This is a genomic window from Haloprofundus halobius (genome assembly GCF_020097835.1).
Taxonomy (GTDB): Archaea; Halobacteriota; Halobacteria; order Halobacteriales; family Haloferacaceae; genus Haloprofundus; species Haloprofundus halobius.
In genome coordinates, this window is record NZ_CP083666.1 from 303,094 (window position 1) to 315,578 (window position 12,485).

Below are 12,485 nucleotides of genomic sequence, written 5' to 3' on the forward strand. Positions count from 1 at the left end.
TCCGTTCGGTAAGGCTTTCACCGCGGCCCGACACTCCTCGCCTCATGCAGGTGTTGCCCGAGGGGTTCGCGCTGCCGCCGCTGCCGTACCTCCTCGCGCTCGTCGTCGGGCTCTCTGCCGTCAGTTACGTGCTGTACCGCCGCGGACCCGAACTCACCGACCGCCACGTGCTCGCGCTCGCGCCGTGGATGGTCACCGGGTCTGCGCTCCACGTCGCCTACGCGCTCGGAGTACTTCCTCCGGTACTCGAACCGCTGATGGGGACGCCGTCGGTGTACCTCTCCGTCGCCGTCGTCGCCGGCGGCGTCTGGGTCGTCGCCGACTCGGTGAACTGGCCAGTTCCGTCGGCGCTCGCGGCCACGGGCGTCGTCGCGGCGATTCCCGCCGTCGGTCTTCCGGTGGCGTCGGCGCTCTCGTCGGGGTCGTTCCGCCCGTTCTGGTCGACCGTCGCGTTCGTCGTCTCCGTCGTTCTCGGCGCGGCGGCGTGGGCCGCGCTGAGAGCCGTGCGTCCGGAGACGGCCGTCACCCGGTGGGCCGGTGCGCTCGCGGTGTTCGGCCACACCCTCGACGGCGTCTCGACGGCCGTCGGTCTCGACGTGCTCCCGTTCGGCGAACGGACGCCGCTGTCCCGACTCATCTTCGAGTTCGCCGCCGAACTGCCGACGGCCGACCTTATCGGGTCGGGGTGGCTGTTCGTCGCGGTGAAACTGCTTCTCGCCGGCGTCGTCGTCACGCTCATGGCCGAGTACGTCCACGAGGAACCGAGTGAAGGCTTTCTGCTGCTGGCGCTCGTCGCGGCCGTCGGGTTAGGGCCGGGCGTCCACAACCTCATCCTCTTCGCCGTCGCCTGACTCGTTTCTCCCGCTTCGCTGTCGCCCGACTCGCTGCGACCACCGCGTCGGGTGGCTTTTTCTCGCCCGCGTCCGAGGTTCGTCTCATGCCCTGCGTCATCTGCGCCGGCCACGTCAACTGGGACGTGACGCTCCGCGTCGACCGCCTCCCGGAACCGGACGGCGAAGCGGCCATCGAGGCACAGTCCGGCGCGGGCGGCGGCAGCGCCGCGAACGTCGCCAGCGGCCTCGCCGGCCTCGACATCGACGCGGACATCTTCGGGAGCGTCGGCTTCGACGACCACGGCGCGGACGTCGAAGCCGAACTCGCCGACACGGGCGTCGACTGCGAGACGCTGGTGCGGACCGACGGCCCCACGGCGGTGAAATATCTCGTCGTCGCCGCCGACGGGCGGGTGATGGTGCTCGGCCGCGACGGCGTCAACGAAGCGTTTTCCGCTTCCGACCTCCCGCCGAAGCGACTCGCCGGGGCGGACCACCTCCACCTGACGAGTCATGACCCGGAGACGGCCGCGACGCTCGTCGAGCGGGCGCACGCGGAGGACGTTCCGGTCAGTTTCGACCCGGGGCGTCGCGTCGGCGACAGAGGGTTCGAGGGCGCGCTCGACGGGGCCGACGTGGTGTTCCTCAACGACCGCGAGGCGGCGGCGGCGCTCGACGCCGACCTCTCGCCGGACGACCGGACGCTCGTGTTGAAACACGGGCCGCGCGGCGCGGAGGTCCGAACACCCACCGAGACGTACACACATCCGGGGTTCGCCGTCGACACCGTCGACACGACCGGCGCGGGCGACGCCTTCGCCGCCGGATTTCTCGCGAGTCGCCTCGACGGCGACGGCTACGACCGAGCGCTCGCCGTCGCCAACGCCTGCGGTGCGCTCGCAGCGTCGTCGCTCGGCGCACGAACCTCGCTCGGCTGGGACGCCGTCGACCGACTGCTCGCCGACGACTGAACGCTCCGCCGAAACAATCACCACCCGATACATTCTCCCGCACGTTTATGCGACTGCGCGAATTTTTCGGGGACGATGTACGTCGACATCGTCCTCGACGTCGCCGCGACGCCGCGCGCCGCGTCGGCGATTCGCCTCGTACTGGGCGCGTTGGCGGGTCTCGTCGCGGCCGTCGCCATGGGCGTCCCCATGGGCCGACAGGAGGGCGGGTTCACGCCCGCCTACGTCGCCGCGTCGGTCCTGCGCCGAACGGCCCCGGACGCGGTGAGCTTTCGCGACGCCAGCGTCGTCCACCACGGGACAGGGATGCTCGCGGGCGTCCTCTACGCCGCCGTGCTGACGTTCGGCGAGAACGTCGTTCCCGCGATGGTCCCGGTCGGCGGCGTCGACCTGCTGTCGCATCTGGCGGCGGTGGCTCTCGTCGTCTCGTTCATCTACGTCTTCTTCGCGCATTTCGTCCTCCCGCGCGCCGGCGGCGGCATCTACGAGGAACAGTCGACGGCGGTGCGCGGCCAGTGGCTCCGTTCGTCGCTCGTCTTCGGTGCGGCGCTGGCCGTCGTCGCACCGGTGCTTTTCGCCTTCGCGTGAGGCTCACTCCTCGGGCGGGAACGGCAAACTCCCGTCGCCCTCGCGGCGCATCACGTCGCGGGCGAACAGCCGAATCCCGTCGACGAGGTCCGCCTCGTCGTCGTACGACCGAACCGTCGCGTCCCACCGGTCGGCGACGGCGCGGATCATCGCACTTCTGACGCCCGCCTCGTGGACGAACAGCACCCGCTCGTGCGCGTGGTCGGACATGTCCTCTAGCACCGCCCCGACTTCGATACCCACGCCGAGGTTCTGCCCGTCGCCGGGGACGACGAAGACGACGGCGTTGCTGGCGCGGGCGAAGCGCAGCGACTGTGTCCCGGCGTCCATCTCGTCTAAGTCGATGTCCGCGTCGGTGGCGAGGAACGCGTTGAATCCAACTTCCCTGAGGTCGTCGCGCAGGCGTTCGAGGAAGGCGAACATCTCGCTGTCCTCGCCGCGGTGGGCCTTGTACGGCCCCATCAGGTAGACGAGAAAGCGCCGGTATTTCGTCGGCGAGAGGGTGTCGAGGAGGCGGTCGCGCATCTTTGAAGAGTGGTTCTCGGGGACGTGGTATAAAAATAGCGGCTGTTTCAGGATACGTTGACTCAAGAAGTGTTATGGTGTACGGTGTGTAAACTGCAAATAGCAACCTGCCAACTCAGTACGTTGGCATGCTGGCGGTCTAAGGTCATCATGTCCAAAGCCGAACACCCCAACATCCCCGAACTCCCCGAGGACGGCGTCCTCACGCTGAGCGAGTACCTCGCGATGCAGCGCGCCATCGGCGAGGAGACGCGCTACCGCGTGCTCGCCGAACTGCTGCGTGAGGGCGAACTGAGCGCGAGCGAGTTGGCCGAGAGCCTCGACAGCCCCTCGAACCGCCTGCACTACCATCTCGACAAACTCGTCGACGTGGGGCTGGTGGCCAACCGAAAGCGCCGCGAGCGCGGAACAGACGGCCTCTACTCGTACTACGTCGCAACGGCGCTCGGCGAGGCCATCATGACTCACGGCGTGAGCGAACTCATCGCCGAGGAGCGCGAGTTGCTGCAGCGGTACGGCTGAGTAAGCAACTGGGACCAATCAGTTTTTCCCGATTACCCGTGACCCTCGGATATGGCAAAACAGCCGCACCTGCTCGTCGAGGAGGGAGACGTACACGACATCGCGCTCGTACCCGGCGACCCGGGGCGCGTCGACAGAATCGCAACGCAGTGCGAGAACGTCGAGGAGGTCTCGCAGAACCGCGAGTACAAGATCGTCAACGCCGAGTACGAGGGCGTTCCGCTCACTATCTGTTCGACCGGCATCGGCTGTCCCTCCGCCGCCATCGCCGTCGAGGAACTCTCGCGCGTCGGCGTCGACACGGTGATCCGCGTCGGTACCATCGGCGCGCTGCAGGAGCACGTCGAAATCGGCGACATGATCGTCGCGACGGGCGCGGCCAAGGAGGAGGGAACCTCGAAACGCTATGAGTCGGCGGTGTACCCCGCGGTGCCGGACTACGAGATTCTGACGGCGCTCGTCGACTCCGCCGAGGAAAACGGCGAAGACGTCCACGTCGGCCCCATCGTCTCCGACGACGCGTTCTACAACGAGTCCGACGAGTACGTCGAGGAGTGGAACGCGGCGAACCTGCTCGCCATCGAGATGGAGGCGGCCACCGTCTTCTCGCTCGCCCGCCGCAAGGGAATGCGCGCCGGTGCCATCTGTACTGTCGACGGTAACCTCGTGAAAGGCACACAGAAAGGTGCCGACTCCGACGAGGAACTGCCGGAGAAGGCGAAGAACAACGTCGAGCGGGCTATCGGTCTCACGCTCGATGCAGTCGTTTCGCTGTACGCGTGACTCCCGGTACCTGCGACCTCGAATCGCGTCCCGAAACGACGGTGGCCGACGCCTGAGGATGCTCGACCGGGGTCGACCGAACTGGGAACTGAGAACGCAGCGATCTGCCCTTCGTCAGGGTTCGACCGAACGGTCGTGGAGTACGCTGTCGGCGATGTCTTCCGCTCCTTCGCCGCCGAGTGCGGATGCCGCCAACAGGTGGCCGCCGAGCGCGGCGGGGCTGATGACCGTGTCCGCGCCCGCTCGCTTCAGTTTCGGGATGTTCCGACGCTGGGCGGCGGCCGCGACGATGGTCACGTCGGGGTTCATCTGCCGGGCGGTGAGAATCGCCAGCGCGTCCTGGGCGTCGTCGTTCGTCGCGACGACGACGGCGCGCGCGTCGGCGACGCCCGCTTTGGCAAGCGGTTCCTCGTCGCTCGGGTCGGCGGTGAGGACGGGGATGTCCCGCTCTGTGAGTTCCTGTGCGCGGGCGGGGTCGGGTGTCACGACGAGGAACTCGGTTCTTTCCTGCAGTTCTTCGATAATCGGTTCAGTCAGGTCCCCGTAGCCGAGAACGAGAACGTGGTCTTCGAGGAGTGAGAGCTGTGTGTCTGTCATGCGTCCGAGCGCTCTGGCGAATCGAGCTTCGATGGCCGGCGTCAAAAGCGCCCCGAGGGCGACGGCGAAACTCGCCGTTCCGGTGAGAAGCACCGAGACGACGAACAGTTTCCCGGCCTGACTCGCCGGGGTCACGTCGCCGTACCCGACGGTGCTGGCGGTGACGAGCGTGAAGTAGAACGCGTCGACGAGGGTGTCGACGCTGCCGAACTCGTCTCGGAGGGCGTACGTGCCGACCGTGCCGTACAGTTGCGCGAGGGCGATAGCCGCCAGCGCCGCCTGCTGCGTCGTCGTCAACTCGGTGGGCTTTTCGAAATGCCGGTAGTTCGCCAGCACCACGAACAGCGCCAGAAGCGAGAGGACGACGAGCGGGTACGCGAGCGGGCTCGACTGTAACAGCCCCTGTGCGGCCGAGAGCGGGAGCAGGAGAACCGCGGTGTACCACCCGATTCGGCGGCCGTTGCGGAGCGCGAACACGCTCGTCAACAGGAGAAAGCCGGTGAACGCGCCGGTGAACGCGGCCGCCTGTTGGACGAACGCCGGGACGTACGCCGCGAGCGGGCCGTCGATTCTCGGCACGTCGAGACCGAGGATGCCGAACCCGGCGACGCCGGTGATAATCGACAGCATCGCCGCCGCGAACGTGAGCGCGACGGCGAGTCGCGCCCCGAGTCGCTCCCGATTCACCTCCATACCACCGCTTTCGTCGGCAACGACACATAAATTCGCCCGAAGTGCGCTTGAGCCCAGATGGTCTCCCATCGACGTGGTGGGTCACTACTGAGGTGCTGGTTCGGTAGAGGTTTATCCCGGCCGCTTGTGCCGACGCTATGGAGCAGTCGATACCGGTCGAGGTGCTGCGTGGCCTCTATCTCGGCGTTCTCACGGGAATCATCCCCGCGCTCGTCTCCGCGGGCCTCGGCTTCGTCTTCAAGTACTTCACGGGCGTCTCCATTCCCGGGTTCGGTGTCGTCGTGCTCGCGCTCGGTATCGCGGGCGCGAACGGCGGCCTGCTGGCGCTGACCGACGATAGCCTCACCGAGGGGCAGCACGGTGTCGCGCTTACCATCGCCATCCTCGTCGTGCTGATGCTGTCGCTGTACGCGCACGCGCAGGGGGACAAACTCGGCAGCACGCTCCCGAAGCGAATCACGTTCAAGTCGCTCCGCGAGCGGACGCTCTCGGGCGACGTGGTCGAACTCGTCGGCGGCCGCCGCCGGGTGACGGTGACCGTCGCGGGCGAGGTCGACGACATCGAGGGGTACCCGCCGCTTTCGCCTGCGCTCCGCACGGAACTCGGAAACGACGAGTGGGAGTTCCCGGCTGACGTCCCCGTCTCGGAACTCGAAACCCGTCTCGCCGAACGGCTGCGGACCGACTTCGACCTCGCGGAGGTGACGGTGACGCTCGACGAGAACGCCCGCGCGACGCTCGCGGCCGCCCCGCCGGTGGGCGGCCTCTCCAAGCGCCTCTCGCCGGGGCAGCGCGCCGTCTCCGTCCAGACGCTCGTCCCGACGGGCGTCGCCCGGGGGGAGTCGGTGACGCTTCGGACACCCGACCGGAGCGTCGACGGGACAGTCGTCGCAGTGAGAGCCGCCGACTCGGCGTCGACAGGTCCGGCGACGACGCCGAACGCTGCGGACGACGAGGCTGAAGCGAACGCAGACGACGAGGGCGAGGTGGAACCGACCGTCGCCCCGGCCGCCCCTGTCGCCGTGGGCGGAGAGGGCCGACTCACCGTCGCCGTCGACCGCCCGGACGCCGAGGCGCTACTCTCGGTGGACGCCCCGCAGGTGGTCGTCCGCTCGCGCGGAACGCGCCGCGAGTTCGAGTTGACGACGCTGCTGCGCCGCGCCGGACGGCGCGTCCAGCGACTGACGGTCCGCACCGACGGCTCACTCGACGGGACGACGCTCGGCGAGGCGAGCGTCCGCGACGCCTACGACGTAGCCGTCCTCGCGGTCCGCCGCGACCGGTGGCGGTTCGCTCCTCGCGGCGACACGCAACTGGCGGCGGGCGACGAACTGTTCGTCGTCGGGACGCCCGCGGCGCTCTCGGCGTTCACGGAGGTGGCCACGTGACGGGCGTCACCGCGTCGCCGTCCTCCGTGCTGGCGACGCTGCAAAGCGGTGGGGACAATCTCGTCGGCGACGCGCTCTACATTGTCGCGTTCGCGCTCACCGCCACCGTCGTCGCCGCCGCCGGGGCGTTCGGCTACCGCTGGTACTTTCGGGAGCGACCGCCGCGGGGACTCACCGTCCTGCTCGGGCTGTCGGCCGTGGTGCTCTACCTCAACACAGCCAAACTGAGCGACTTCGCCGCCGGCGGGAACGGCGGCGACGACCTCTTTCTCGTGGGGAACGTGCTGTTCAACCTCGGCGCGCTCGCCGCCGCCACCGTCGGCGCGCCCGTCGGCGCGCAACTCGGCGACGCGCTCGCGACGAACGCGTTCGCGTTCTCGGGCGTCCGCGAACTCGAAGACGAGGTGAGCCGCGTCGTCCGCTCGGTCGGCCGCGTCATCTCGGTGACGCTCCCCGAGGAGATCGAGGACATGGCCGAGTACGACCCGGTCGCCGACACGACGAAGGAGACACTCGCCGGGAAGACGCTCCTGTTCCCCCGACGGCTCACGGTCGCGGAACTCCGCGAACGACTCGTCGCGCGCCTCCGCGAGGACTACGGCGTCGGCCACGTCGACGTCGACCTGACCGAAGCGGGCGAAGTCGAGTATCTCGCGCTCGGCAGTCGCCTCGCCGGTATCGGGCCGACGCTCGCGCCCGGCGGCGTCGCCATCGCGGTCCGTGGCGACCCCTCGTTCGACGCGAGTCCGGGTGACACCGTGCAGGTGTGGCGCTCCGGTGACGGGGAGGGACCGAACCGAGTGCTGACCGGCGAACTTCGCGCGACGGCCGACGACGTGGCGACGCTCGCTATCGACGAGGCGGAGGTCGACCGACTCGACGCCGAGCGCTCGTATCGCCTCGTCACGCTTCCGGTCGACCCCGCGGCCGACCGCCAGTTCGCGGCGCTGCTCCGGACCGCCGAGGAGACGATGGGCGTCGTCACTGTCGCCGAGACGGACTCCGGGTCGCACGCGACGGTCGGCGACCTCGCGACGACCGTCGTCGCCGTCCGCTCGACGACCGGGTCGGTGGAGGCCATCCCGCCGCGGTCGCGGCCGCTCGAAACGGGCGACACGCTCTACGTTATCGCGCGTCCGGACGAACTGCGCCGCCTCGAACGCACTATCGGGACGGCGACCGACGTGGCGAGCGACGACTGAGCGGCCGACCGGGCGACGTGGGTTTTGTGCTCCGGGAACCCCGCAACCCTCATGTGGTCCGCGCGGCGAGTGGTGCGCATGCAGTGGAAGCTCTTTGCGGACCTCGCGGAGACGGCCGGGGGTCGGACCGTCTCGGTCGACGCCGACTGTGAGACGGTCGGCGACGCACTCGACGCGCTGCTCTCGGCGCGTCCGGCGCTCGAAGCGCGCGTCCTCGACGACGACGGGGAGGTGCGCGACCACATCAACGTCCTCCGAAACGGCGAGAACGTGTCTACGAGCGAGGGTCTCGACACGCCCGTCGCCGACGGCGACGAACTCGCGCTGTTCCCGCCGGTCAGCGGCGGCTGAGGTTTATTAACGAACACGGGGCCAACTCGCGACGTGACCTGACGACGGTCGCGAGGGAGTCGAGGCGGGTGTGCGGCGCACTCTCTCGAGAGCGCGCCGCCTGTTCGCCGCTCGAAGCCACTACGTCGAGAACAGAGGAGAGAGTCGAGAACGGAGACGAGTGGGAAACGGAGGAGAGAACCGAGAGCGTCGGCGTCCGGTCGTTACTCGGGCCGCGGGCGGGCGACGAACAGCGTCTCGACGACGCTGAACGGGTCGTACACCGACTGGTGACACTGACAGTACACCGCGTCCGCGCCGCCGAACGTCGCGGACGACCCGGTCGTCTTGTAGCCGGGGACACAACAGAAGTGCGTGCACTTGTTGAGCCAAGCGATGACGCCCTGAGAGGTACTCGCCTGTAGCCACTGGTTGTTCTGTGCGGCCTCTTCGATGCGCGTACTCCGGATCATCTGCACCGGAATGACGTCCTCGGCGTCCTCAGAGCGCCACGTCGCGGAGGCCGGTTTCCCGATACCGGCCTGTCCGATACCGTTACCCCACGACTCGTAGTCCTCGAAGTCGCTGATGTTGATCTGGTCGCCCTCGGATTTGGACTCCTGCTGCCAGGAGTACGGCGGTGCGGAGTCCGAGAGGAAGTAGTTGTCGCTCTCGTAGGACGGGCTGAGACCCTCGTACGACTCGACGCCGCAGTACTGGAACCACTCGGAGGAGTACGTGGTCCCGCCGAGTTGCATCTCCGCGATCTCTACTTCGACTCCGTTCTGTTCGACGGTCTTCACCTCGGGCCAGATACCCCTGATATTGCCGTCGTCGTCGATTTCGACGGGAATCTGTGGCATCCCGCGCGGTGCCGGTCCCGCGATGTTCTCGATAGCGTACGCCTGCGTCGACCCGCCACCCGCACCCGAAGCGCTCGTCGCGGCGTTGATGGTCGTGGTCCCGAGGGCCCCCACGCCCGCGAGAGTAGCGCCGCCGACGACGCCTTTCACGAACCGACGCCGCCCGGATTCGGCGGGGTACTTGTCGCTGTCGCTCATACCTAGCCGTTAGGGGGACCGATAAAAAGACTGACGAAGTGGGTGGGAGTTCCATCGCCGTCTCCGAGACTCGCCCGGCGGCGACGGCCTCGTCGAGCTCCGAACGTCGAAGATCGAACCCGAACGTTCATCGACGCGCGCCTCTCAGGTGTTCTTCTCACTCCTCGACGTGAGACCGAGCGCCGTCTATAACTGTACTCGGTTCCGAGGCAATTTTTCGGCGAGTGTCGCGGACTTTTACCCTATGCCACTCGTACACGTAGGCATGAACCTGCACAACCGGACGGTTCGGCAGGACGTCCGCGAACTCGGTGCGCTGTTAGGCGACGTACTGGAGGCCCAGACGTCCACCGAAGCGTTCGAGACGGTCGAAGAGCTCCGGACGAACGCCATCGGCTACCGGAAGGGCGACACGGATTCGAGACAGAAACTGTACGACGTACTCGGCGGACTTCGGTCGGGCGACGAGAGCGTCGTCGCTCGCGCGTTCACGACGTACTTCGAGCTCATCAACCTCGCCGAGGAGCGCGAACGCGTCCGGGCGGTCAGACGCGGGTCCCAAGACGGGACGCTCGACGACAGTCTCGTCGAAACCGTCGCCGCCCTCGTCGAGGACGACGCAGACGCCGACACCGTCCAGCGGGTTCTCGACGACGTGCTCGTCGAACCGACGTTCACCGCCCACCCGACCGAAGCCCGGCGGAAGACGGTCAAATCGAAGCTCCGCTCCATCGCGGGCGACCTGGAGACGCTGGACGAGCGACGACTCACCGACCAGGAGCACGACCAGACGTGGCACCGGGTCGACGCCGAGGTGACGAGTCTCTGGCAGACGGCACAGGTCCGAAACCGTCGCCCCGAACCGACCGACGAGGCTCGAAACGTCCAGTGGTACCTCGAAAACACGTTGTTCGACGTGACCGGCGAGGTGTACAGCGAACTCGAAGACATCGTCTCGGAGGCGTACGGCGACGAGGTACGGGTGCCGAAACTGTTCGAGTTCCGCTCGTGGGCCGGCAGCGACCGCGACGGCAACCCGTACGTCACCGTCGACGTGACCGAGGAGACGCTCGAACGCCAGCGCTCGGTCGTCCTTGACCGTTACCGAACCGCACTCAAGCGGCTCTCCGGCGTGCTCAGTCAGGACGGCAGTCGTATCGACGTGGGGCCGACGTTCGAGCAGTCGCTCGAAGATGACCGCGACCGCCTGCCCGGCGCGGCCGAGGAGGCGACGACGCGCTACCCCGACGAACCGTACCGTCAGAAACTGAAACTGATGCGCGAGCGCCTCGAACGCGTCGAGGACGTCCGCCCCGACGGCTACGACGCCGCCGCCGAACTCACCGCCGACCTCGAAGCCATCGCGGCGAGTCTGAAGCAGAACGGGGCCGAGCGCGTCGCTTCGGCGTACGTCGAACCGCTGATGCGACAGGTCGACACGTTCGGGTTCAGTCTGGCGAGCCTCGACCTGCGTGACCACCGCGAGAAGCACACGAGCGCCATCTCGGAGGCGCTGGCGGTCGAGGGCATCGAGTACCGCTCGATGGACGAGGACGAGCGCGTCGAACTGCTCACCGAGGCCGTCCTGCAGGAGCAACCGGTGCTCGACCTCGACGAACTAGACGAGTTCTCCGACGAGACGACGCGGGTGCTCCGTCGGTTCCGCAAACTCGGCGACTGGCAGCGCGAGTACGGCGACAGCGCCATCGACACCTACGCCATCTCGATGACCGACGAGCCGAGTCACGTCCTCGAAGTGCTGTTCCTCGCCGACCAGGCGGGCGTCGTCTCGCTGCCCGACCACTGCGGCATCGACATCGTCCCGCTGCTCGAAACTGAGTACGCGCTCAACGGCGCGCGCCGCATCATGGGAACGCTGTTCGAGAACGAGGCGTACTCGCAGGCACTCGCTGCGCGGAACGGCCTGCAGGAGATCATGCTCGGTTACTCCGACTCGAACAAGGAGAACGGCTTCCTCGCGGCGAACTGGGACCTCTACAAGAACCAGCGCCGCCTCGCCGAGATTACCGACGAGCACGATGTGGAGATGCGGCTGTTCCACGGCCGCGGCGGCTCCATCTCCCGCGGCGGCGGTCCGATGAACCAGGCGATGCTCGCGCTGCCGAACGAGACGGTGACGGGTCAGATCAAGTTCACGGAGCAGGGCGAGGCTATCGCCGAGAAGTACGCGAATCCGCGCATCGCCGAGCGCAACCTCGAACAGATGCTCGACGCCCAGATTCGAGCGCGCTACGAGGCGCTACAGGAGCCGAAGGAGCACGTCCCCGACGAGTGGGCCGAGGCGATGGACACGATGGCCACCGCCGCCAGACAGGAGTACCGCGACCTGCTGGAGACGGAGGGGTTCGTCTCCTACTTCGAGCAGGCGACGCCCATCACCGTCATCGAGGAACTGAACCTCGGCTCTCGTCCCGCCTCCCGGTCGGGCGAGCGAACCGTCGAGGACCTCCGCGCCATCCCGTGGGTGTTCTCGTGGACGCAGTCGCGGTGCATCCTCCCCGGCTGGTACGCGCTGGCGACGGGGCTGAACGCCTACCTCGACGACGGCGGCGACGAGGAGACGCTCGAAGAGATGTACGACGAGTGGCCGTTCTTCCGGACGACGCTCGACAACGCGGCGCTATCGCTGGCGCGGACGGATCTCGAAATCGCCGCCGAGTACGCCAAACTCGCCGATGCGTCGCTTCGCGCCGAGTTCTTCGGCCGCATCGAGGACGAGTACGGCGACGCGACCGACCTCGTGCGTTCGATCTCGGGTCGCGAGTCGCTGCTCACGCGCGAGTGGCTCGACGAGAGCCTCCGCCGCCGCAATCCGTACGTCGACCCGCTGAACCTGCTGCAGACGCATCTGATGGCGCAGACCCACCGGACGACCGAGGAGGAGCGAACGCTCCGCCTGACGGTGAAAGGTATCGCCGCCGGGATGAAGAACACGGGGTAGTCGCGCACGGAAACCGCTCGGTACCGCCGA

12 protein-coding genes are annotated in these 12,485 nt (G+C 67.8%); 9 read left to right on the plus strand and 3 right to left on the minus strand.

From position 1 onward, the window contains the following. Window positions 1–44: 44 nt before the first annotated feature. The 3 genes from LAQ74_RS01550 to LAQ74_RS01560 all read left to right on the plus strand — a co-directional run bounded on the left by LAQ74_RS01550 (window position 45) and on the right by LAQ74_RS01560 (window position 2,392). Window positions 45–851 (plus strand): DUF63 family protein, encoded by an 807-nt coding sequence (locus LAQ74_RS01550; RefSeq protein ID WP_224334116.1) that lies wholly within the window; start codon window positions 45–47, stop codon window positions 849–851. A gap of 86 nt (window positions 852–937) precedes the next feature. Next, window positions 938–1,804, plus strand: a complete 867-nt coding sequence (locus tag LAQ74_RS01555) for an ATP-dependent ribose-1-phosphate kinase (RefSeq protein WP_224334118.1) — start codon at window positions 938–940, stop codon at window positions 1,802–1,804. 75 nt (window positions 1,805–1,879) lie between these two features. Beyond that, window positions 1,880–2,392, plus strand: a complete 513-nt coding sequence (locus LAQ74_RS01560) for a hypothetical protein (protein ID WP_224334120.1) — start codon at window positions 1,880–1,882, stop codon at window positions 2,390–2,392. A gap of 3 nt (window positions 2,393–2,395) precedes the next feature. On the opposite strand, the gene LAQ74_RS01565 is transcribed toward LAQ74_RS01560, so the two are convergent. Then, window positions 2,396–2,917, minus strand: coding sequence for a DUF7509 family protein (locus LAQ74_RS01565; RefSeq protein ID WP_224334123.1), 522 nt, complete (start codon window positions 2,915–2,917; stop codon window positions 2,396–2,398). Window positions 2,918–3,067: 150 nt separating this feature from the next. On the opposite strand from LAQ74_RS01565, the gene LAQ74_RS01570 reads away from it, so the two are divergent. Beyond that, complete coding sequence (locus LAQ74_RS01570) at window positions 3,068–3,439, plus strand: winged helix-turn-helix domain-containing protein (RefSeq protein ID WP_224334125.1); 372 nt, start codon at window positions 3,068–3,070, stop codon at window positions 3,437–3,439. A 51-nt stretch (window positions 3,440–3,490) separates the two neighbouring features. Beyond that, window positions 3,491–4,222 carry a guanosine phosphorylase gene (locus LAQ74_RS01575; protein WP_224334126.1) on the plus strand — a complete coding sequence of 244 codons (732 nt, stop codon included), beginning with the start codon at window positions 3,491–3,493 and terminating at the stop codon, window positions 4,220–4,222. A 114-nt stretch (window positions 4,223–4,336) separates the two neighbouring features. On the opposite strand, the gene LAQ74_RS01580 is transcribed toward LAQ74_RS01575, so the two are convergent. Further along, window positions 4,337–5,512, minus strand: coding sequence for an NAD-binding protein (locus LAQ74_RS01580; RefSeq protein ID WP_224334136.1), 1,176 nt, complete (start codon window positions 5,510–5,512; stop codon window positions 4,337–4,339). Window positions 5,513–5,649: 137 nt separating this feature from the next. Between LAQ74_RS01580 and LAQ74_RS01585 the strand changes: the two genes are divergently transcribed. The 3 genes from LAQ74_RS01585 (at window position 5,650) to LAQ74_RS01595 (ending at window position 8,453) form a co-directional block, all read left to right on the plus strand. Further along, entirely contained in the window at window positions 5,650–6,900 is a 1,251-nt protein-coding gene (locus LAQ74_RS01585) for a potassium channel family protein (protein WP_224334139.1), read from the plus strand. Beyond that, window positions 6,897–8,102: a DUF8167 domain-containing protein gene (locus LAQ74_RS01590; RefSeq protein WP_224334142.1), complete on the plus strand. Its 1,206-nt coding sequence runs from the start codon at window positions 6,897–6,899 to the stop codon at window positions 8,100–8,102. The genes LAQ74_RS01585 and LAQ74_RS01590 overlap by 4 nt, the downstream gene beginning before the upstream one ends. 78 nt (window positions 8,103–8,180) lie before the next feature. After that, on the plus strand, window positions 8,181–8,453 hold the full coding sequence (locus tag LAQ74_RS01595) for a ubiquitin-like small modifier protein 1 (protein WP_224334152.1): 273 nt from the start codon (window positions 8,181–8,183) through the stop codon (window positions 8,451–8,453). A 203-nt stretch (window positions 8,454–8,656) separates the two neighbouring features. Here the strand turns inward: LAQ74_RS01595 and LAQ74_RS01600 are convergent, their stop codons facing one another. After that, the gene (locus LAQ74_RS01600) at window positions 8,657–9,493 is read right to left on the minus strand and encodes a ubiquinol-cytochrome c reductase iron-sulfur subunit (RefSeq protein WP_224334154.1); all 837 of its coding nucleotides are present in this window, start codon (window positions 9,491–9,493) and stop codon (window positions 8,657–8,659) included. A 265-nt stretch (window positions 9,494–9,758) separates the two neighbouring features. Between LAQ74_RS01600 and ppc the strand changes: the two genes are divergently transcribed. Then, a complete protein-coding gene (gene ppc / locus LAQ74_RS01605) occupies window positions 9,759–12,455 on the plus strand; it encodes a phosphoenolpyruvate carboxylase (protein ID WP_224334167.1) in 2,697 nt (898 codons plus the stop codon). The last annotated feature ends 30 nt before the right edge of the window (window positions 12,456–12,485 follow it).

Coding starts and splice junctions, on each gene's coding strand:
- LAQ74_RS01570 (WP_224334125.1), top strand. CDS start 3,068: ATGTCCAAAGCCGAACACCCCAACATCCCCGAACTCCCCGAGGACGGC.
- LAQ74_RS01595 (WP_224334152.1), top strand. CDS start 8,181: ATGCAGTGGAAGCTCTTTGCGGACCTCGCGGAGACGGCCGGGGGTCGG.
- LAQ74_RS01560 (WP_224334120.1), top strand. CDS start 1,880: ATGTACGTCGACATCGTCCTCGACGTCGCCGCGACGCCGCGCGCCGCG.
- LAQ74_RS01600 (WP_224334154.1), bottom strand. CDS start 9,493: ATGAGCGACAGCGACAAGTACCCCGCCGAATCCGGGCGGCGTCGGTTC.
- LAQ74_RS01575 (WP_224334126.1), top strand. CDS start 3,491: ATGGCAAAACAGCCGCACCTGCTCGTCGAGGAGGGAGACGTACACGAC.
- LAQ74_RS01555 (WP_224334118.1), top strand. CDS start 938: ATGCCCTGCGTCATCTGCGCCGGCCACGTCAACTGGGACGTGACGCTC.
- LAQ74_RS01585 (WP_224334139.1), top strand. CDS start 5,650: ATGGAGCAGTCGATACCGGTCGAGGTGCTGCGTGGCCTCTATCTCGGC.
- LAQ74_RS01550 (WP_224334116.1), top strand. CDS start 45: ATGCAGGTGTTGCCCGAGGGGTTCGCGCTGCCGCCGCTGCCGTACCTC.
- ppc (WP_224334167.1), top strand. CDS start 9,759: ATGAACCTGCACAACCGGACGGTTCGGCAGGACGTCCGCGAACTCGGT.
- LAQ74_RS01565 (WP_224334123.1), bottom strand. CDS start 2,917: ATGCGCGACCGCCTCCTCGACACCCTCTCGCCGACGAAATACCGGCGC.
- LAQ74_RS01580 (WP_224334136.1), bottom strand. CDS start 5,512: ATGGAGGTGAATCGGGAGCGACTCGGGGCGCGACTCGCCGTCGCGCTC.